Genomic DNA, 19,594 nt, shown 5'->3' with positions numbered 1-19,594 from the left:
AGGGACATCTCGCAGTATGCGGAATGGAAAAAAGCGACCCCAAATGGGGTTAACCCCTGTTTATCTGTTAGGCCCCCGGCAGGGCCGCCGGAGGCTCGCATGGTTTAATGCTTATGGGGATCCAGAAGGTCCCGCAGGCCGTCGCCCAGAAGGTTGAACCCCAGGACGGTGACGAAGATGGCCAGGCCCGGATAGATGGAGATCCAGGGGGCCGTGAAAAACTGTTCCCGGGCGTTGGAGAGCATCCCGCCCCAGCTCGGGGTGGGGGGCTGGGTACCCAGGCCGAGGAACGAGAGGGAGGCCTCCGTCAGGATGGCGTAGGCGATGCCCAGGGTGGCCATGACCAGGATCGGCCCCACCACGTTGGGCAGGATCTGGGCAAACATGATGCGCCACTTGCCGTAGCCCAGGGCTTCGGCGGCCCGGACGTACTCGATGCGCTTGGCCGAAAGGACCTGGGACCGGGTGATCCGGCAGGTAAAGGACCAGTTGGTAAGCCCCAGGGCGATATAAACGTTCACCAGCCCCGGGCCTAAAAGTGCCATGATGGCCAGGGCAAAGACCATGGAGGGGATGGAGAGCATGATGTTGGTGAGCCCCATGACCAGATCGTCCCACCAGGTGCCGAAATACCCGGCGGTGACCCCTAAGATCACACCGATGATGGTGTTGATGAGCTGGCTCACCAGCCCCACGGAAAGGGAGATCCGGGAGCCGTAGATTACCCGGGAGAGAACGTCCCGCCCCTGGGTGTCCGTGCCGCAGAGGTAATCTGCGGACGGGGGTTCCTCCGAGACCATGAGGTCCGCGTCGTTGATGGGGTGATAAGGTGCCAGCAGGGGGGCGAACACCGCCATGCCGATGACCAGGGCGGTCAGCACCGCGCCGATGATCAGGTTGCTTCTGCCTTTGAGTGCCGCTTTGGAAAATGCCATCAGTATTCAATCCTCGGATCCACCACCGAATAGAGAAGATCCACCACAAGGTTCACGATGAGAAAGACAAGGATCATCACCAGGATACAGCCCTGGGTGACGGGGATGTCCCGCTGAAAAATGGAGTCCACCAGAAGGGAGCCGAGTCCCGGCCAGGAGAAGAGCTTCTCCACGATGACCGTCTGGCCGATGAGGGCGCCGAACTGGAGCCCTGCCGTGGTGAGCACCAGCACCATGGTGTTGCGCATGACGTGGCGCCAGTTCACCAGAAGCTCGGAGAGGCCCTTGGCCCGTGCGGTGCGGATGTAATCCTTGTGCAGCACTTCAAGGACAGCGGCCCGGGTGGCCCGGGCGAGAAGGGCGGTGTAGCCGATGCCCAGGGTGATGGCGGGCATGATGAGGTTGGCGAATTTTCCGTGGCCGTAGCCCGAGGAGGGCAGCCAGCCGAGAACCACCGAAAAGAGGTACATCAAGAGGAGCCCCAGCCAGAACTGGGGCAGGGAGACCCCGGAAACCGCCCCGATCATGGACGCTGTGTCCACAAGGGTCCCGCGCTTCAGGGCGGAGATAAAACCAAGGGGGATGCCGATGCCCACGGAGATGAGAAGGGCGGCGATGGAGAGACGCAGGGTGGGCCAGATGCGCTCGCCCACCAGCTTGTTCACCGGCTCACGGCGCAGAAACGAGGTACCGAGGTCGCCCCGGACAAGCCCTTTGAGGTAGATAAAGTAACGGGTGTGCACCGGCTTGTCGATGCCCCACTCTTTCTTAAGCTGCTCGACGATCCGGGGGTCCGGTGCCTTGCGCTGGTCGCCCGCCATGAGGGCGGCGTTCCCCGGCAGGAGGTTGAGCAGCACGAACATAATCATGGAGATGATCAGGATCGTGGGGATGAATTGTAAAATACGGCGAAAGGCGTAAGCTCTCATACGTTGAACAACCTGGGATAAATAATAAATGGTGCCGAAAAGCGTATCAATGGCCCCGCCGGTATTCCGGCGAGGCCACTGGTGCCTTGCGATGGGCAGGGTGTGCCGACGCAGGCCTTTCCGAGAAATTGTGGTGTAACGGTACCCATGAAACGCATTCAATGGCAAAACCACAGAGCCCCTTTGCCGTACCGGCAAGGCTCTGTGGTTTGATGTGTGAATCGGGGGAGGGCGTCCTCCCCCTTACGCGGCCTTCCGTGCTTACTTGCGCGGAGAGCTGTCGTCGAGTTTCAGGTTGGTGAAGTCCTGAAGCATCATCTCGATGGCCACGGGCTTGATGCCGTGAACCCAGGGATGATAGGCGATGATGGCCTTGTTGTAGTTGAAGAACCAGAAGGGGGCGTCCTCAAAGAGGATGCGGTTGGCTTTCTTGACCCACTCGATTCTCTCGGTCTCGGAGGAGGCGGCGGCAGCCTGGTCCAGGGCCTTGTCGTAATCGGCGTTGGCATAGGCGGTGTAGTTGCCGGCAGACCTCGGGGTGGTGGAACGGAAACGGTTCAGGGTCTCCAGGGGATCGGGACCGGACTCGATGGACCAGATAAAGGCGTCGAACTTGCCGGTACGGCAGCGCTCGCCCAGGGCGGCGCCTTCGAGCTGCTGGGGCTTGACCGTGATGTTGATGCGTTTCATAAAGGGGATCAGGGCCTCCACGATGCCCACGCCCCAGCTCTTGTTGGCCGTTGCGATGCACTCAAAGGTAAAGCCGTCTTCGTAGCCCGCCTCTTTCATGAGCTCCTTGGCCCTGGCCAGGTTGTAGTCGTAACCCTTCATGGCCTTTTCATAGGCAGGGGAGCTGGTGGGCAGGTAACCGGTGGCGGGAACCGCTTTGTTCTTGAGGAGCTTTTTAATGATGAGTTCGGCGTTGATGGCGTGGTTGATGGCCTGGCGCACGCGCTTGTCGGCAAAGGGCTTGAACTCGGGGTTGAAACCGATGATGCGGGTGTACATCTCGGCCACCTCGATCATGTTGTCCTTGATCTCGGGGTCGCGCTGGTAGATGGGGTACTGAGAAGCCCCCACGATATTGGCGTCGAGTTCGCCTGCGCGGAATGCAATGTCACGGGCCGCGCCTTCAGGCATGATCTTGTAGACCAGCTTGTCGATGTAGGGCTTGCCGGGTTCAAAGTAGCCGTCGAATTTTTCGAGGATCACTTCGCTGCCGCGCACCCACTTAACGAATTTGAAGGGGCCGCAACCCACGGGGTTGGTGGCGAATGCCGCTTCTTTGCCTTCGAGGGCCTCACGGGGAACGATGGCTGTTTCCACCTTGCAGAGGGAGTACCCGATGGCAACGGGGTGCTTCAGGGTCATCTTGAACGTGTGGTCGTCGATCTTCTCCAGACCGGTGATGGTCTTGGCCTTGCCTGCGATGACAGCCTCGGCACCGTCGATGTTGGCGATGTAGCTGGCCGCGGAAGAGGTGGTCTCGGGCTGGGCGATGCGGTTGTAGCTCCAGATGACGTCGTCGGCGGTCAGGGTGCGGCCGTTGTGGAATTTGACGTTCTTGCGGAGGCTGAAGGTGTAGGTCTTGCCGTCGGCAGATACCTTGGCTTCGGTGGCCAGGTCAAGGACGGGCTTGCTCTGGTCCGCGTCCCACTTGTAGAGGCTGCGGTTGATGTTCAGCCCCACGATGTAGTCCTGGGTCCGTGAGGTTTTATGCATATCCAGGGAAAAAAGGTCACCGCCGTAGGGCGCGCAGAATACAAAGGTCCCGCCGGATGAGGCCGCCGCCCCACCCGCCGTCACCAGAAGAGCCGTCGCTGCGGCAAGCAGCAACAATCCAATCTTCTTCATCAAAACGATCCTCCTGAGTTACTGTGACTGATTATTCGAAAACAGTTTTTTACGAGAACTAAAAATAGAACCACACCATCAATTGACTGTCAATAAGTTATACTAAATCTGATTTTATGTTTCCGCTTAAGGAACGTAAGATATGTAAAGCATTCACTTAGGTATATGTTTAAAGGCGATGGAGTTTTTTTTAAGAGTTGAATGGACAATGATTTGCTGGTATTAATTTTTGCTCAATTTTCATTCAATCAGGGGAACCATGCAAAACGATTATTTATTGGAAGTGAAGAACCTCACCACGCGGTTTCACACCCAGCGGGGTGTGGCCCACGCGGTCAACGGCGTCTCCTTCGGGATGTACCCCGGCGAAATCCTGGGCGTGGTGGGGGAGTCCGGCTGCGGTAAGAGCGTCACCGCCCAATCCATCATGCGACTCATCCCGGAACCGCCCGGGCGCATCGAGAGCGGCGAAATCCTCTACGACGGCAAAGACATCGTCGGGCTCTCCGCCCGGCAGATGCGAAAAATCCGCGGCGATCGCATTTCCATGATTTTTCAGGAGCCCATGACCTCCCTCAACCCGGTGAAAACCGTGGGCAGGCAGATCGGTGAGGTGTACGCCCTCCACCGCGGGGTATCCAAAAGGGAGAGCATGAACAAAGCGGTGGAGATGCTGGAAAAAGTCCAGGTGCCGGAACCCGCACGACGGGTGAAGGAATATCCCCACCAGCTCTCCGGCGGCATGAGGCAAAGGGTGATGATTGCCATGGCCCTCGCATGCGACCCGGAAATCCTCATCGCCGATGAACCCACCACGGCCCTGGACGTCACGGTCCAGGCCCAGATCATGGACCTCATGCTCAAGCTCCAGGCCATGCAGAAAACGGCCATCATGATGATCACCCACGACCTGGGAATCATCGCGGAGATGGCCAACCGGGTCATCGTGATGTACGCGGGCCGTATCGTGGAGTCCGCCCCCACGCGCATCCTGTTTCGGGAGACAGGCCACCCCTACACCAAAGGGCTCATGAACTCGGTGCCCGTCATCGGCTCCAAAGATTCAGACGGCAACAGCCGCCTTACGGAGATCACCGGCATGGTCCCCAGCCTCTACGATCTTCCCAAAGGGTGCAGCTTCGCCCCCCGGTGCCCCCACCGGAGTGAGCGATGCGATGCCGAGCTGCCGCCCCTGTTCCAGGTCTCTCCGGACCATTCGGTGCGGTGCTGGCGGTGTGAATCCACAGGTGTGAAAGGAGCCGACGCGTGACAGACCTTCTGACCGTTGACAACCTGAAAGTCCATTTTCCCGTCAAGGGCGGCTTTTGCTGCAAGGACGTTGTCCACGCCGTGGACGGCGTCAACCTGACCCTGGGCCGGGGCGAAACCCTGGGCATCGTCGGTGAATCGGGCTGCGGCAAGACCACCACGGGCCTTGCCGCCATGAAGCTCATCGAAAAAACCCACGGAAAGCTCATCTTTAACGGCACCGACCTGGACAGCCTTACCCCAGCCGAGATGCGGCGCACGCGCCAGAAGATGCAGATGATCTTCCAGGACCCGTTCTCCTCCCTGAACCCCCGCATGACCGTCAACCGCGCCATCGGCGAGCCCATGAAGGTTCACGGCATGGGCAGCGAATCCGAGAGAAACGACCGGGTGGCCTGGCTTTTACAAAAGGTGGGCCTCTCCCCTGAGCAGGGCAATCGCTACCCCCACGAATTCTCCGGCGGTCAGCGCCAGCGCATCGGCATTGCCCGGGCCCTGGCCCTGAACCCCATGATGATCATCGGTGACGAACCCGTCTCTGCCCTGGATGTCTCCATCCAGGCCCAGATCATCAACCTGCTCATCGACATCCAGCAGGAGTTCAACCTCTCATACATCATCATCTCCCACGACCTGGCCGTGGTGGAGCACATCTGCGACCGCATCGCCGTCATGTACCTGGGCAAGGTGGTGGAAGAGGGCACCTGCGAAGAGGTCTACGCCAACCCGAAGCACCCTTACACCAAGGCGCTTCTTTCGGCCATTCCCTATCCCGACCCGGACAGGCCGCGGGAACGCATCATCCTCTCCGGGGACGTGCCGAGCCCCATCCACCCGCCCAAGGGGTGCAGCTTTCACCCCCGGTGCCCCAACCGTCAGGAAGGGTGTGACCTGGTGGAACCCGAGCTGGAAACAAAAGAGGCAGGCCGAAAAACGGCCTGCCACTATTGCTGATACCCAGATAAAACCGTGCAGGCCCTTTTGCGAAAAGGGCCTGCACGTCTCCAGTCAAAAACGCGTTGCGCCTTACCTTTTTACGCCGGCAAGGGCAGCCCTTACCGCCTCCTTTGTATCCCCCGACACCTGCACCAGGGGAATGCCGTACTCCACCTCCATCATAAGGGCCAGTTGCAGCATGGCCCCGCCACCGAAAACCAGGTTGAGGGACGCCCCGTGGCTGCGGCGGATCTCCGCCACGCTGCTGCATCCCGGAAGCACGGCCACCACCTCGGCCCCCAGCTCCCGGCAACGGTTCTTCAGGGCCATGGCGGCACACCTGTTTCCGGGTCCTGCAAGAATGTTTACCGAGGCAGGGGTGATGCCGGAGATGTCCCCGGTTCCCATGAGCCGGAACAGGGCCTGGCAGGCAGCCCGGTCCGCGGCCTTGCGCATTCCTTTCGGGCCTTCGGAGTGCACGGGGATCACCGGAATGCCCTTTTCTTCTTCCACCCGGCTGCATACCGCGTCCACCTCATCGCCCAGGCGTTCTCCCTTGCCCGTGGGGTAGACAAAGGCAGCGGCGGGGTGATGGCCGTCGATAAGATCCGTGAGGCCCCTGTAGAGCATGCGCCGTCCCTGGGAAAGACCCCGAACGCCCGGCAAGTGCACGGACAGGGGCGGACGTTTATTGGTCTGGTTGACGGTGGATTTTCCATGCAAGGATACGGGGCAGGCCCTCTGGCCTGTGTCGCCGTAGACCAGGTGAAGGGCATCGGTGACGGGAGAGAGTACGGCTCCCGGTTCGCAGCAGTGGGGTAAGCGTGATACGGTATGCATGGAAAACTCCTTTCGCTTCCGGTCTCCGGTGGTGCACAACGGCACCGCTGGAGACCGTTTTTACATGGGGTTGCGTGGGTCAGTGGGCTGGTTCGGGCGGCCTCTCATAGGTCCCGGAGGCGCCCATTTCGCCTGCTGGCTTGGCGGAACCGCCGCCACCGCCGTAGTTGAACACCTCAAAGTTGGGGTAGGCTGTGCCGCCGTGCTCGCAGAGGTCGAGGCCTTCCATCTCCTCTTCGGGGGAGACCCTCAGGCCCATGGTCTTTTCAAGGAGCTTGAAGAGGCCGTAAGCCGTGGGGAAGGTCCAGGCAAAACAGGCCGCGATGCCGATGAGCTGAACACCCACCACGGACATGGAGAACCCGTTCATGTCGAAAATTCCTGCTGCCAGGGTGCCCCAGGCACCGCACACGCCGTGGACCGAGATGGCACCCACGGGATCGTCGATGCGGCATTTGTCGAAGAAGAGCACGGAGAAGACCACCAGGACGCCTGCCACAAGCCCGATGATGATGGAGCTTCCCGGGGACACGTTGGCACAGCCTGCGGTGATCCCCACCAAGCCGGCAAGGGCGCCGTTTAAGCTCATGCCCACCTCGGGCTTGCCGAAGATGATCCAGGAGGCGAACATGGCGGCCACTGCGGCCGAAGCAGCCGACAGGTTGGTGTTGACAAAGATCATGGCGATGCTCTTATCTGCCGTGGTGGTGGAGCCGGGGTTAAAGCCGAACCATCCGAGCCACAGGATAAAGACGCCCAGGGCAGCCAGGCCGATGTTGTGGCCCAGGATGGGCTTGACCTTGCCGTCCTTGGTGTATTTGCCGAGCCTGGGCCCCAGGACCATGGCCCCGGCCAGGGCTGCCCAGCCCCCTACGGAGTGAACCACCGTGGAACCGGCGAAATCGATAAATCCCAGTTTTTCAAGCCATCCGCTGCCGTTGAGGAGGCCGCCCCAGGCCCAGCTGCCGAAGATGGGGTAGATGATGGCGCTGATGAGCACGCTGTAAATAAGGTATGCGGAGAATTTGGTCCGCTCGGCCATGGCACCGGAGACGATGGTGGCTGCCGTGGCCGCAAACACCACCTGGAACATCCAGAAGGCCAGGATCCAGGGATCACCGCCGGGGGTGTAGTCGCTCAGGAAAAAGCCTGAGGTGCCGATGAGGCCACCCTTGCTCACGCCGAACATCAGGCCGAAGCCCACAGCCCAGTAGGCCAGGGACCCCATGGAAAAATCCATGAGGTTTTTCATCATGATGTTGATGACGTTTTTCGCCCGGGTAAACCCGGCTTCCACCAGGGCAAAACCCGCCTGCATAAAAAAGACGAGGCATGCAGCCACCAGGGTCCAGACAAAGTTGGCATGCTCCTGGACCAGTGCAATGGCATCCCGGTTGGTCAGAGCAGTGGGGGTGTCGTCCCCTGCCCAGGCTGACGAAGCTGCGACCAGCAGCGCGGTAAGTGTCATGAATCTTTTTTTCATCTCTCTTTTCCTTAAGCGTTTGGTTGGGTGATGTTCCGTATACAGGCTTCTGGTTAGAGGGCTTCCCGGCCGCATTCACCGGTGCGGATCCGCACCGCCTGCTCCACGGGCAGGACAAAAACCTTGCCGTCCCCGATGTTTCCGGTTCCAGCCTTTTCTTCGATGACCGAGAGCACCTTCTCCATGATGGAGCGCTCCACAATGATCTCGATCTTGATTTTCGGGATAAAGTCCACCTGGTACTCTGCGCCGCGAAAGATCTCGGTATGGCCCTTTTGCCTTCCGAACCCGCGAACTTCGCTGACGGTCATCCCGTTGATGCCGATTTCGTTGAGGGCATCTTTTACCTCGTCCAGCCGGGACGGCTTGATGATTGCTTCAATTTTTCGCATGAAACTCTCCTTTTTTGTCGTGGATTCCTGTCTCCGTGATGTTGACTTGTGTATAGTGCAACGGGTATGCCAAATTCGCGATATGGGTGAGCTACACTGACACAAAGCCTTGAAACAACAGCCCATGGCTTTCAAATATCTATCCGGCAAAACTTGCATTGAGGTGTCATGGCTTTTTGAATGGGTAACATTTTTGTGTTTTGAAAAAATAAAAAATACATATTTGTTATATCAAGCCGCGTCGCCCCGTCGTCGTCGGGGCGAAAGGCCACAAGCCCCCGGCCCGAGACCACTTTTTCCCATGGAACCCACCCCGTCCTTGACAACAGCGAAAAACCTGCTTAAGTGTAGATAAATTGCGGCAAGAAGCCGTTGGTATTCGATTGACAGATCGTTATTGACATCCCCGGTGATCCGGTGATGCGTTCGGGCACTAAGCCCGGCGCTTCCGGTGCCGCAATACGCAACCCAAAGGCCACGAAGGCTCACGCCATCTCAAAAAGAGGTGGTTGAGCCTTCGTGGCCTTTTTTATTTTCCGGGCAGGAAAGGGGACTCGGCCGATGGGTGAGAAAATCGAGGCACAAAAGGCGAATGATATTTTGCATTTTTGAAATATCCATTCGCACCTCGACAACCAGGCGTAAAAACAGATGATTGTTTTTAGCCTGGTCACTTTCTCATGACATATCCGGGTCAGCTCCCCCTGTCGGAGGGCATGCATGGAATACATGGTAACAAGTGGAGCCCAGGTCGGCACAGGCGAAGGGCAGGGTGCTGTGGCCCGGCTGTACGGAACAACCCTGGCACGGCGCTCCCTTCTTTTCGCAGGGTTGTGCATCCTGCTCGTGGTCCTTGGAATCTGGGCGGTCAGCGTGGGCTCTTATCAGCTGTCGCTTTCCGAAGTGATCCGAAGCCTCATGGGCCTTGAGACGGGAACGGGCCGCATCGTGGTGTGGAGTATCCGCCTGCCGAGGATCACGGCGGCCGTGGTGGCCGGATGCGGGCTGGGGCTCTCGGGTGTGGTCACCCAAAGCCTTCTCAAGAATCCATTGGCCTCACCCTTTACACTTGGCATCAATCAGGGAGCGGCCTGCGGCGCGGCCTTTGCCATTGTGGCACTGGGAGCCGGTGGCCTGGACCAGGGCGCCCTGGCAGCCTCAGGGCCCCAGGCCTGGTCCATCCCCGGCGTGTGCGCCGTAACCCTCTGCGCCTTCACCGGTGCCATGACCGCCACGGTGGTGATCCTGGTGCTGGCCCGACTCCGGGGCATGTCCCCGGAGTCCGTCATCCTTGCAGGCATCGCCCTGTCCGCCCTGTTTACCTCGGGCACGATTCTGATCCAGTACTTTGCCTCTGAGGTGGAGCTGGCCGCCGTTGTCTTCTGGACCTTTGGGGACGTGGCCCGTTCCGGCTGGCAGGAACTCGGCATCTTAGGGGCCGTGACCCTTGCCGTGCTTGTCTATTTCCTGATGAACCGGTGGAACTTAAACGCCCTGGCAGCCGGGGAAGACGAAGCCCAGGCCCTGGGGGTCAACGTCACCGGGCTCCGCCTGTCAGGGATGATCCTTGCCACCCTGGTGGCCGCCCTGGTCACGGCGTTCCACGGCGTCATCGCCTTTCTGGGGCTCCTGGCCCCCCACATCGGCCGACGGCTTGTGGGGGGCGATCACAGGCTGCTTCTTCCCTTCTCCTGCCTCATCGGAGCCCTGCTGCTCCTCGGGGCAGACACCGCAGGCCGCCTGCTCGTTGGCTCCGGGGCCCTGCCCGTGGGGGTGCTGACCTCTTTTATGGGGGCCCCGCTTTTCCTTTTCCTTCTTATAAGGGGGATACACAGATGACTTTTTCCGTCGATAATCTCCACGTCGGGTATGGCAACGCCATGGTCCTGAGGGGTGTGGGATTCCAGCTTCCCCCGGGGTGTGTCTGCGGCGTCCTGGGCGTCAACGGCGCCGGGAAATCCACCCTGCTGAAAAGCCTCATACGGATCCTGCCACCCTTGAGCGGGGAGGTGCGTTTAAACGATCTGGACCTCCTCCGCATGCCAAGGCGACAACTCTCCCGGCACGTGGCCTATGTGCCCCAGAGCTCCGGTGCCCAGCTTCTCTCCGTTTTTGACACCGTGCTTTTGGGGCGCAAGCCCTATATCACCTGGGCGCCGTCCCGCAGGGACCTGGCCATGGTGGAGAGCATCCTCACCACCATGCACCTGGACCACCTGGCCCTTCGGCCCGCGGGCAGCCTGAGCGGCGGGGAACTCCAGAAAGTCACCATCGCCCGGGCCCTGGCCCAGGAGCCTGAACTCCTCCTCATGGACGAGCCCACCAGCAGCCTGGATTTGAAAAACCAGATGGACGTCATGGAACGCATCTCCGATATCGCCACCCGGCAGAACCTTACGGTGGTGGTCTCCATGCACGACCTGAACCTGGCCTTTCGCCATGCCGACTATTTCCTGTTGCTGAAAAACGGCGCCATGCATGGTTTCTGCCCCAGGGACGAGGTGACCCCGGAGATGATCCGGGAGGTCTACGGCGTTCCTGTGGCCCTGGAACGCATCCGGGGCCACACCGTGGCCGTGCCCCTGGACAGCCGACGGCAGGGGCCGTCCCTGGTCAAAGCCGGATAAAAATCCCAGCGACATTCTCGCTTACCACCCAACGATAAATGAAAGGGACCTTCAGTGTTTGCTACAGACGAACCGACCACCCACATGAAAGGGGAAGGTGACGCACCCGGAGCCGATGCGCTCCACAGCCTGTTTTACACGGCCTCGCGCCACTACAAAGAGTTTTGTGCCATGAACGCCGCTGTTCGTCTGGGGCTCTTCGATGCCCTGGAAGAGCCCCTCACCCTCACCGGGCTCTGCACGGCCTGCAACCTGAAGCTCCCTGCGGCGGAGCACCTTGTGGAGCTCCTCTGTGAGCTGGGGCTCCTTTGCCGGAAAGAGGGGTACTACCGAAACACCCCCTTGAGCGCCCTCTATCTCGTCTCCTCGTCTCCCCTGTTTCAAGGAGCGGTCATGCGGGACATCCAGAACGGGTTTGCCCTGTGGGACCGCCTGGACAGAGTGCTCCGCGAAGGCCCCCTGGATGTCATGGAAGAGGATTTTTTCGAAAACGGCATGGTGGATTCCCTGGCAGCTGAGATCCTCTGCGGAGAGCTCCAAAAGACCGTTGACGCCGTGGCAGCCATCCCCGCCTTTCAACAGGCCCGGAGCCTGCTGGACTTAGGGGGCGGCCACGGGCTCTATGCCATTGCGCTGAGCCGCATCAACCCCGAACTCCGTGCCACGGTGTTTGATTTCCCGGACATTGCCCGCAAGGCCGAAGAGGTCATGGCGGCCCACGGCGCGGACCGAGTCCGGTTTGTGTCCGGAAACCTCTTTACCGACGACCTGGGGAGCGACCACGACGTGATTTTTCTCTCCTACAATCCGGGGGGCAAAAACCCGGCCCTTTTAAAACGGATCCATGATGCCCTGAAACCCGGAGGGCTCTTTGTAACAAAGCACGTCTATTACGGAAAAGGGGAGGGCTCCAAAGATCGGCTGCTCGACCTGGAGTGGAGCCTTTCGGCCTTCAAGGGCGTGGGCAAGGGGGACAACATCTACCGGTTCTCAGGCGACCTCTCCTGGGAGGCGTACAGGGACCTTCTGGAACGCCACTTCACCATCAAGGAGATCCTGGAAGCCGACGCCTTCTCCGGCCACCCCCTGGCCAAATTCGGGGACAGGCTGGACTCCCGGATGATTGTTGCCGTCAAGAAAGGGCAGGCCACCTTATGAAACGCATCGTAATCATCCTATGCCTGCTCTGTTTTGGCTGGATCTCCCCGGTCGGTGCCGTGACGGTGCAGGACATGGCCGGACGCACCGTCACCGTTGAAGCCATCCCGCAGCGCATCGTCTGCCTGGCCCCGGGCACCCTGAGGCTCATCATCTACCTGGAGGCCAAGACCAAGGTGGTGGGGGTGGAAGCCATTGAAAAACGGTTCCCCACCACGCGCCCCTACTGGGTCGCCAACAGCGAGCTGTCTCACCTGCCGACGGTGGGCCCGGGAGGCCCCGGGTCCATCAACGGCGAGCCGGATCTGGAGGCCCTGCTCGCCGCAGCCCCGGACCTCATCTTCATCACTTACCTTGAACGGCGCAAAGCCGACAAACTCCAGGCCAAGCTGGGGATTCCCGTGGTGGTTCTCTCCTACGGTCCCTTCGGCCGGTTTGACGAGACCATGTACCGCTCCCTGCGCCTTGCCGGAAAAATCCTGGGCAAAGAGGACCGGGCGGAAGAGGTGGTGGGTTTTATCCGAGAGACGGAAAAGGACCTTGCCCAACGGGTGGAAGGAGAGAATCCCGAGGAACAACCCGGGGTGTTTGTGGGGGGCATCGGGTTTAAAGGCACCCAGGGCATCGGAAGCACGGAGACCGCCTACGCCCCCTTTGACTGGGTAAAGGCCAGAAACGTGGTGGCTGGGCAAAGCACCACCGGTCATCTGTTTGTGGGCAGGGAAGCCCTCCTTGCCATGGACCCGGACATCATTTTCATCGACGGCGGCGGGCGGGGCAACGTGGCCCGGGACATGCAGGCCAAACCCGTTTTTTACCAGGGTCTCACCGCTTTCCGGGAAGGACGGGTTCATACCCTCCACTCTTACAACTGGTACATGACCAACATCGGCACGGCCATGGGAGACGCCTACACCATCGGCAAGATCCTCTACCCGAACCGGTTTGCCGATATCGACCCCGACGCGAAGGCCGACGAGATCTACACCTTTCTCGTGGGAAAACCGGTGTATGGGCAGATGAAAACAGCCTACGGCCCCTTGGGGGGCAAGCTGACCATGAAATAAAAGCCTTCGGCCCTGCCGAGCCCAACCTGTTGGAAAGGTGACCAAACACCTTAAAGACATGGCCGGAGGCGTTTTAAAAGAAAGGGTACAACCCAATGTATGCACGCAAGGCGGATTTTTTTGATTCACAAACAGGCGCTCCCTGGGCAACCGAAGCGTACGGCCCGGAGGAGCTGGAAAAACTGGACCGGGTTTTTGCGTCTGCCGGTCCCCTGGAGGGAAAAACCGTGGTGGAGCCGGGTTGCGGCACCGGCCGCCTCACCGAGATCCTGGCTCGCAGGGTGGGGCCGTCGGGCCGGGTCATTGCCATGGATATCAGCCGCGGCATGGTGGTATCAGCCCAAGAAAGGCTCGCAGATCAGGCCCATGTGGAGCTGCGGCAGGGACGCCTCGAAGCCTGTCCCCTTCCCGGGGAAGGGGTGGACCTGGCCCTCTGCCATCAGGTCTTTCCCCACCTCGAAGACCAGGAAGGGGCCCTTGCCCTTCTGACGCGCAGCCTGAAACCCGAAGGCCTTCTCATCATCTGCCACTTTAAACCGCTGTCCGTCATCAACGACGTGCACCGCAAGGCTGGAACAGCCGTTGAACAGGACATGATCCCCGAACATGGGGAGATGGAGGGCATGTGCACCGAAGCAGGGCTGCGAATTATTGAATTGAGCGATGATGCAAGGGGGTATTTCCTGTGTGCAAGAAAGGCATAACCCCTTCAGGCAGATACGTAAAATCAGGCCTTATCATGATCCTGCTGCTCATCACCGCAGCACTCCCGGGCAGCGCCACAGCAGGCGAAGAGCCGGCACTTCTTCTGGACGATGTGACGGTCACCGCGTCCCCTGTCATCGAAGCAAACATCACCGACGCCTATGGGGCCAGGAAAACCCGGGTTACCGAGGAGCAGGTGGAAGACCTCAATGCCCAGGACCTGGAGACAGCCCTCCGGCGAACCCCCGGGGTCAACATCTCCCGGTACAACCCCATCGGCTCTTTCGGCGGGGCCGAAGGGGGCGGGGTCTTTATCCGGGGCATGGGCTCCAGCAGGCCCGGGGCAGAGATAATAACCCTGTTTGACGGCATTCCCATGTACTTAAGCGTCTGGAACCACCCCCTCCTGGACACCATCCCCGTGGACGCCGCCCATGCCATTGAGGTGTACAAAAGCCCTCAGCCCCAGCACTTCGGAAACGCCTTCGGGGTGATCAATGTGGTGCCCAAACGCATGGAGACCGAAGGCTTTGTCACCAAGGGCCAGGTGGCAACAGGCCGCTGGTCCACCCTGGTGGGGACCGTGGAGCACGGCGGAAAAAAAGACAAGGTTGATTATTACATCGGCTGCGGGTACCGAAGCTCCGACGGCCACAGGGACGAAGCCGACGGTGAGCTGAAAAACGTCCACGCCAGCCTGGGTTTTGCCTTAAGCCCCAACTGGGACCTCAACATGGTAACCCTCTGGAACGATAATGAGGCCAAGGACCCCGGCGAGGAGGGGGCAGACCCCGCCCTGCGCGAAGGCAGCTTTGAAACGCGGACCTGGCTGGCCGAGGCCACCCTCTCCAACAGCTACGAACATGCCGACGGCAGCGTCAAGGTGTACTGGAACGGCGGGGAAGGGGACTGGCTGGACTACCCCGCCCCCACCCCGGGGGTCAGGGAGAACCTCTACAACGACTCCCTGTTTTACGGGGTCAAGGCCCGGGAAACATTCTACCTGGACAATGGCCTGGAGTGGCTTGTGGGGTTTGACTGGGATTACAGCGAAGGAGAGTACGACAAGACCTTCAGCGACGGCTCAACAGACCGGTGGGACGGCCACGACGTGACCCTTTTTTCACCGTACACGGCCGTGAGCAGGCAGTTCGGTTCCCAGGAGGGGTTCTACGCCGTGCCGTCGGCGGGCGTACGCTATTACGACAACACCGACTTCGATGACGAACTCGCACCCCACGCAGGGCTTGTTGCCGGTTACAAAGAGACCGAGCTACACCTGAGTTATGCCCGGGGCGTGGTCTACCCGGGCCTTGAGGTGGTGGTCTTCTCCGAGAAGATCATCCCCATGCTCAGGGATTCCTGGAAGGACCTGAACGCTGAAAAGGTGGACCATTTCGAGGCGGGAATCACCCGGAAGTTCGGGGACCGCGCCGTTGTGGACGTCACCTTCTTCTACGACGACGGCACAGACCGGTACGTCATCGTGCCGCCCCCGCCGCCTCCCCCCGTGTACGACAACATCGAAGAGTTCACCATCAAAGGCTCGGAGATCACCGTAAGCGTCAACCCCACCCGGAACCTCTCCCTGTTTGCCGGGGCGACCTTTCTGGACACCGACCCCGGGGACATGCCCTACGCTCCGGAGACCACGGTCACCGGCGGGCTCAACTGGCGTTTCTTTAAAGCCTTTACCCTGAGTCTGGACGCCTCCTACCTGTCGAGCATGACCGTCAGCTCCCAGGCCCGCAAAGCCGGTGCAACCAATAATTCTCCGGTGGATTCGTATACCCTCGTCAACGGCCAGCTGAGCTACGCCTTCCACCTGCCCGGCATGGAAGGGGAGCTCTTTGTGGCTGGGGAAAATCTCACCGATGAATCCTACGAATACCTGCCGGGCTATCCCATGCCCGGGCTCAACCTCATGGGCGGTATCCGCTTCACCTTGTAGGGATGGTGTGTGTTTGATGAAAGGAGGGGCCCCCGGCAGACGTGCCGGGGGCCCCTTTTGGTTTGGTCTGCCAGCGACTGAGGTAGTTTCGGTAGAGGTGCGTAAACCAGCCCTTGTCCGGAAACACCCGCAGGGAAGCAAAACTGTCCGGAGAAAAATAGGTACGCACAAAAGGGGTGTAGTCCGGGGTGGCTGCAAAGAGGAGAGCGGCCAGGCCGTAGACCGCCACCGTGGATTTCAGGTCCCTGGGGTTGGCAAATTTAAAGGCGGTGCCCGAGGAGCGCTTCGGGCCGTTGCCGAAGAGATCGAGACTCACCAATTCGTCTAAAAGGAGGTGGATGAGAAATCCTGAAAAGACGAAAAAACCTGCCATCCAGACGGTTTGCCTGGAAAAACTGAAGAAGTGGTAGAGGATGAGTGTGGATGAAAACCAGAAGACAAAACTGGCCGGCACCGAATGAATGATCCCCCGATGCACGGTGATGCGCGTGAACATGGAGAAAAAGAGAAAATTGACCACGAAAAAACTCACCAGCCAGATGGTGAACAGCTCTGCTGCGGAATTATCGGCCCCCTGGTTGAACATGATGAGAAACGAAATCACCGTGGCGATGAAGGTAAAAAGGAGCCGCACGGGAAGGGAGCTGTCCGAGTCGATGTCGGGCAAAAGGCCGCCCACAACGCCCATGACGAAAAAGAGCAACACCTCATCGGGGGTGGCAAGGGAGGCGGCAAGCAGAAAGGTAGCTGCCGCACTGCTGCAGAAACTGGAAACCGTAAGATGTGTCTTGAATTCCGCCACGCTGGTATCGCCCTTTTCGTTCATCATGTATCCATGAATCGTCAATGGTTTCCTTATACACCATTGACGGGCGTTGCGTAAGACGGGGCGGTAAATAAATGAGGGGGGAGGGGACAACCCGCCTTCCTCCTGTCACAGAAAGGAAGGCGGGCTTGAGGGGAAAGGGATCAGCTCTTGGGCATGGTGCTCTGGTTCAGGGGCTTGTGATGCATGGTGCTACGGATCAACTCCATCACCACCGCACAGAAGATGGCGGGCAGCACCCAGGAAAACCCGGCATCGGCAAAGGGGAGCTTGGCGATGAGCTTGCCTGCGGCCCCGGTGTCCACCTTCAGGAAAGACAGCGCATCGAAAACGCTGACAATAAGGCAGCCTGTGACCGCGCCCTTGTACACGGCGGAACTCAGTTTGCTTCCCCAGAGAGCCAGGGCAATGAGAACGATGACGATGGGGTAGGCGATGATGAGAAGGGGAACCGAAAAGGTGACGATCTTCTCCACGCCGGACACGGCGATGAGGGTGCTGAAGACAGCCGTGGCGATGACCACGGGCTGGTACTTGAGCTTTCCGTGGGAGAGTTTTTCAAACCAGGAGCCCACCACGGCGGTAAGGCCGATGGCGGTGGTCAGGCAGGCGGCGGACACGGCCAGGCACATGGCGGTACGACCGGCGCTGCCCAGCACGGTGTTGGTGATGGTCACGATGAGATCGGACTTGGAGATCCCGTCCTCGAACATGCCGCTTGCCGTGGCCCCCAGAAAGAGGAGCCCACCGTAGACAAGCATCAGGCCCGTGCCTGCGATGAGGCCTGCCTTGCAGGTCAGGGAGATCTGCTCTTCAGCAGTTTTGTAACCTTTTGCCGCGATGGCCGAAAGCACCAGCCCTGCAAAGAGAATGGAGGCCAGGGCGTCCATGGTCTGGTAGCCTTCAATGAAGCCGCGGCCCAAAGGCTGGGTGAGTCCCTTGGCCACAGGGTGGCCGATGGGACTTGCCACGCCCTTGACGATGATCAGGCCGATGATGAGAAGAAGGACCGGGGTCAGGTATTTCCCGATCTTGTCCACGATGCTGGAGGGCTTCAGGGCAAAAAAGAGGGTGACGGCAAAAAAGGCCACGGAGGCCGTTAAAGGGGAGACACCCGGAAAGAGGGGCTTGATGCCGATCTCATAAACCGTGGCCCCGGTCCTGGGAATGGCAAGGAACGGGCCGATGGCCAGGACAATGGCCGTGCCCATCACCTTGGCGAACACCGGGCTCACCCGACCGGCAAACCGGTCCAGGGACCCGCCGGATTTGGCCAGGGCCGCCACACCGAGGATGGGCAGGCCCACGCCGGTGATAAAAAAGCCCAGCATGCAGAAAAACCATGAGGTTCCGGACATAAATCCCAGGGCAGGGGGAAAGATCAGGTTTCCCGCTCCAAAAAACATGGCAAACAGAGCTGCTCCCGCAACAACGATATCCTTCATCTCTTTATTCACAGGTGTTACCTCCACCGATTCGAGCACTTGTTTGGGAGTTGCTTTTCAACTCCACGTTGACACAGAAATCGGAGGGTAACACAATCTTTTGCGGGATGACAGGGATGGACCCGATAGGTATTATTTACAATAAATACAGCATCTAATTAAGACGGTGTCGCAACCCACCAGATAAAAGGAAAGTTTTTGGCGCGCTTTCTTTTTATTCGTAAACCGGGCGCCGTTCATGTTTTCGATTTTTTACCCGCCCATCAAAAAAAAGACGGGAAAGCCCTTGTGAGAGCCCTTCTTCTTTAAGAAATGAAAGGGAGAGGCGGAAAAGGGACCACATTCATGGTGGCGGACCATCGGCGCGGTTTGATGTGTTTAATCGTAGGATGGGCAAAGCGGAGCGTGCCCATCATTGCCCAACAAACCCATTCAACCGGGTGGCTTGTGGCGTTCGATGGGCACGGCGCCAAGGGCGTCGCCACCCCAATGGATTCGACTTGCCTTTGCCCATCCTACGTGGTCGCGGTTTATCGGCGCGGCTCGGTGTGTTTAACCGTAGGATGGGCAAAGCGGAGCGTGCCCATCGTTGCCCGGCAACCCCATTCAACCGGGTGGGCTCGTGGCGTTCGATGGGCACGGCGCCAAGGGCGTCGCCACCCCAATGGGTTCGGCTTGCCTTTGCCCATCCTACGTGGTCGCGGATTATCGGCGTGGCTCGGTGTGTTTGACCGTAGGATGGGCAAAGCGGAGCGTGCCCATCGTTGCCCGGTAACCCCACTCAACCGAATGTGCTCGTGGCGTTTGATGGGCACGGCGCCAAGGGCGTCGCCACCCCAATGGATTCGGTTTGCCTTTGCCCATCCTACGTGGTCGCGGTTTATCGGCGCGGCTCGGTGTGTTTGACCGTAGGATGGGCAAAGCGGAGCGTGCCCATCGTTGCCCGGCAACCCCACTCAACCGGATGTGCTCGTGGCGTTCGATGGGCACGGCGCCGAGGGTGTCGCCACGCCAATGGATTCGGTTTGCCTTTGCCCATCCTACATGGTCTCGCTCATCGACGCGGGTCGGTGTGTTTGGTCGTAGGATGGGCAAAGCGAAGCGTGCCCATCGTTGCCCCAAAATCCCACAGCACAGATCTTTAGCCGGTTTGCCGGGCAAACCAAAAAAGCCCCCG

The 19,594-nt window shown here is 59.7% G+C and carries 16 protein-coding genes; 8 read left to right on the top strand and 8 right to left on the bottom strand.

What is annotated here, in order from left to right; translation table 11 throughout:
• Positions 1–104: 104 nt before the first annotated feature.
• The 3 genes from ACOYW0_RS24500 to ACOYW0_RS24490 form a co-directional block, all read right to left on the bottom strand.
• Positions 105–935, bottom strand: coding sequence for an ABC transporter permease (locus tag ACOYW0_RS24500; protein WP_482416334.1), 831 nt, complete (start codon positions 933–935; stop codon positions 105–107).
• Positions 935–1,864: an ABC transporter permease gene (locus ACOYW0_RS24495; protein ID WP_482416333.1), complete on the bottom strand. Its 930-nt coding sequence runs from the start codon at positions 1,862–1,864 to the stop codon at positions 935–937. Before ACOYW0_RS24495 ends, ACOYW0_RS24500 begins: the two co-directional genes overlap by 1 nt.
• Before the next feature lie 261 nt (positions 1,865–2,125).
• Positions 2,126–3,718: an ABC transporter substrate-binding protein gene (locus ACOYW0_RS24490; RefSeq protein ID WP_482416332.1), complete on the bottom strand. Its 1,593-nt coding sequence runs from the start codon at positions 3,716–3,718 to the stop codon at positions 2,126–2,128.
• A 259-nt stretch (positions 3,719–3,977) separates the two neighbouring features.
• Between ACOYW0_RS24490 and ACOYW0_RS24485 the strand changes: the two genes are divergently transcribed.
• Positions 3,978–4,988, top strand: coding sequence for an ABC transporter ATP-binding protein (locus ACOYW0_RS24485; RefSeq protein WP_482416331.1), 1,011 nt, complete (start codon positions 3,978–3,980; stop codon positions 4,986–4,988).
• Entirely contained in the window at positions 4,985–5,941 is a 957-nt protein-coding gene (locus ACOYW0_RS24480) for an ABC transporter ATP-binding protein (protein WP_482416330.1), read from the top strand. The genes ACOYW0_RS24485 and ACOYW0_RS24480 overlap by 4 nt, the downstream gene beginning before the upstream one ends.
• Positions 5,942–6,013: 72 nt before the next feature.
• Here the strand turns inward: ACOYW0_RS24480 and ACOYW0_RS24475 are convergent, their stop codons facing one another.
• The 3 genes from ACOYW0_RS24475 to ACOYW0_RS24465 form a co-directional block, all read right to left on the bottom strand.
• Positions 6,014–6,763, bottom strand: a complete 750-nt coding sequence (locus ACOYW0_RS24475; protein WP_482416329.1) for a nitrogenase component 1 — start codon at positions 6,761–6,763, stop codon at positions 6,014–6,016.
• A gap of 79 nt (positions 6,764–6,842) precedes the next feature.
• Positions 6,843–8,246 carry an ammonium transporter gene (locus ACOYW0_RS24470; RefSeq protein ID WP_482416328.1) on the bottom strand — a complete coding sequence of 468 codons (1,404 nt, stop codon included), beginning with the start codon at positions 8,244–8,246 and terminating at the stop codon, positions 6,843–6,845.
• 53 nt (positions 8,247–8,299) lie between these two features.
• Positions 8,300–8,638, bottom strand: coding sequence for a P-II family nitrogen regulator (locus ACOYW0_RS24465; RefSeq protein WP_482416327.1), 339 nt, complete (start codon positions 8,636–8,638; stop codon positions 8,300–8,302).
• Between the two features lie 720 nt (positions 8,639–9,358).
• On the opposite strand from ACOYW0_RS24465, the gene ACOYW0_RS24460 reads away from it, so the two are divergent.
• The 6 genes from ACOYW0_RS24460 (at position 9,359) to ACOYW0_RS24435 (ending at position 16,146) form a co-directional block, all read left to right on the top strand.
• A complete protein-coding gene (locus ACOYW0_RS24460; protein WP_482416326.1) occupies positions 9,359–10,477 on the top strand; it encodes a FecCD family ABC transporter permease in 1,119 nt (372 codons plus the stop codon).
• Positions 10,474–11,265, top strand: coding sequence for an ABC transporter ATP-binding protein (locus ACOYW0_RS24455; RefSeq protein ID WP_482416325.1), 792 nt, complete (start codon positions 10,474–10,476; stop codon positions 11,263–11,265). The genes ACOYW0_RS24460 and ACOYW0_RS24455 overlap by 4 nt, the downstream gene beginning before the upstream one ends.
• Positions 11,266–11,319: 54 nt before the next feature.
• Positions 11,320–12,423, top strand: coding sequence for a class I SAM-dependent methyltransferase (locus tag ACOYW0_RS24450; RefSeq protein WP_482416324.1), 1,104 nt, complete (start codon positions 11,320–11,322; stop codon positions 12,421–12,423).
• Positions 12,420–13,490: an iron ABC transporter substrate-binding protein gene (locus ACOYW0_RS24445; RefSeq protein WP_482416323.1), complete on the top strand. Its 1,071-nt coding sequence runs from the start codon at positions 12,420–12,422 to the stop codon at positions 13,488–13,490. Before ACOYW0_RS24450 ends, ACOYW0_RS24445 begins: the two co-directional genes overlap by 4 nt.
• 95 nt (positions 13,491–13,585) lie before the next feature.
• Entirely contained in the window at positions 13,586–14,194 is a 609-nt protein-coding gene (locus ACOYW0_RS24440) for a class I SAM-dependent methyltransferase (RefSeq protein WP_482416322.1), read from the top strand.
• A gap of 35 nt (positions 14,195–14,229) precedes the next feature.
• A complete protein-coding gene (locus ACOYW0_RS24435) occupies positions 14,230–16,146 on the top strand; it encodes a TonB-dependent receptor (protein ID WP_482416321.1) in 1,917 nt (638 codons plus the stop codon).
• On the opposite strand, the gene ACOYW0_RS24430 is transcribed toward ACOYW0_RS24435, so the two are convergent.
• Complete coding sequence (locus ACOYW0_RS24430; protein WP_482416320.1) at positions 16,136–16,993, bottom strand: metal-dependent hydrolase; 858 nt, start codon at positions 16,991–16,993, stop codon at positions 16,136–16,138. The genes ACOYW0_RS24435 and ACOYW0_RS24430 overlap by 11 nt on opposite strands.
• A gap of 122 nt (positions 16,994–17,115) precedes the next feature.
• Entirely contained in the window at positions 17,116–18,429 is a 1,314-nt protein-coding gene (brnQ, locus tag ACOYW0_RS24425) for a branched-chain amino acid transport system II carrier protein (RefSeq protein WP_482416319.1), read from the bottom strand.
• Positions 18,430–19,594: the final 1,165 nt, after the last annotated feature.

The sequence above is a fragment of the Desulfoluna sp. HI9BLuna genome (genome assembly GCF_056829775.1).
Note: the sequence above shows the minus strand (reverse complement) of the source record. Positions and strands in the feature narration are given on the sequence as shown.

Excerpts from the sequence above, each read along its gene's own strand:
- ACOYW0_RS24465 (WP_482416327.1), bottom strand. The coding sequence starts at position 8,638 with ATGCGAAAAATTGAAGCAATCATCAAGCCGTCCCGGCTGGACGAGGTA.
- ACOYW0_RS24475 (WP_482416329.1), bottom strand. The coding sequence starts at position 6,763 with ATGCATACCGTATCACGCTTACCCCACTGCTGCGAACCGGGAGCCGTA.
- ACOYW0_RS24490 (WP_482416332.1), bottom strand. The coding sequence starts at position 3,718 with ATGAAGAAGATTGGATTGTTGCTGCTTGCCGCAGCGACGGCTCTTCTG.
- ACOYW0_RS24460 (WP_482416326.1), top strand. The coding sequence starts at position 9,359 with ATGGAATACATGGTAACAAGTGGAGCCCAGGTCGGCACAGGCGAAGGG.
- ACOYW0_RS24500 (WP_482416334.1), bottom strand. The coding sequence starts at position 935 with ATGGCATTTTCCAAAGCGGCACTCAAAGGCAGAAGCAACCTGATCATC.
- ACOYW0_RS24440 (WP_482416322.1), top strand. The coding sequence starts at position 13,586 with ATGTATGCACGCAAGGCGGATTTTTTTGATTCACAAACAGGCGCTCCC.
- ACOYW0_RS24435 (WP_482416321.1), top strand. The coding sequence starts at position 14,230 with ATGATCCTGCTGCTCATCACCGCAGCACTCCCGGGCAGCGCCACAGCA.
- ACOYW0_RS24455 (WP_482416325.1), top strand. The coding sequence starts at position 10,474 with ATGACTTTTTCCGTCGATAATCTCCACGTCGGGTATGGCAACGCCATG.
- ACOYW0_RS24485 (WP_482416331.1), top strand. The coding sequence starts at position 3,978 with ATGCAAAACGATTATTTATTGGAAGTGAAGAACCTCACCACGCGGTTT.
- ACOYW0_RS24495 (WP_482416333.1), bottom strand. The coding sequence starts at position 1,864 with ATGAGAGCTTACGCCTTTCGCCGTATTTTACAATTCATCCCCACGATC.
- ACOYW0_RS24470 (WP_482416328.1), bottom strand. The coding sequence starts at position 8,246 with ATGAAAAAAAGATTCATGACACTTACCGCGCTGCTGGTCGCAGCTTCG.
- ACOYW0_RS24445 (WP_482416323.1), top strand. The coding sequence starts at position 12,420 with ATGAAACGCATCGTAATCATCCTATGCCTGCTCTGTTTTGGCTGGATC.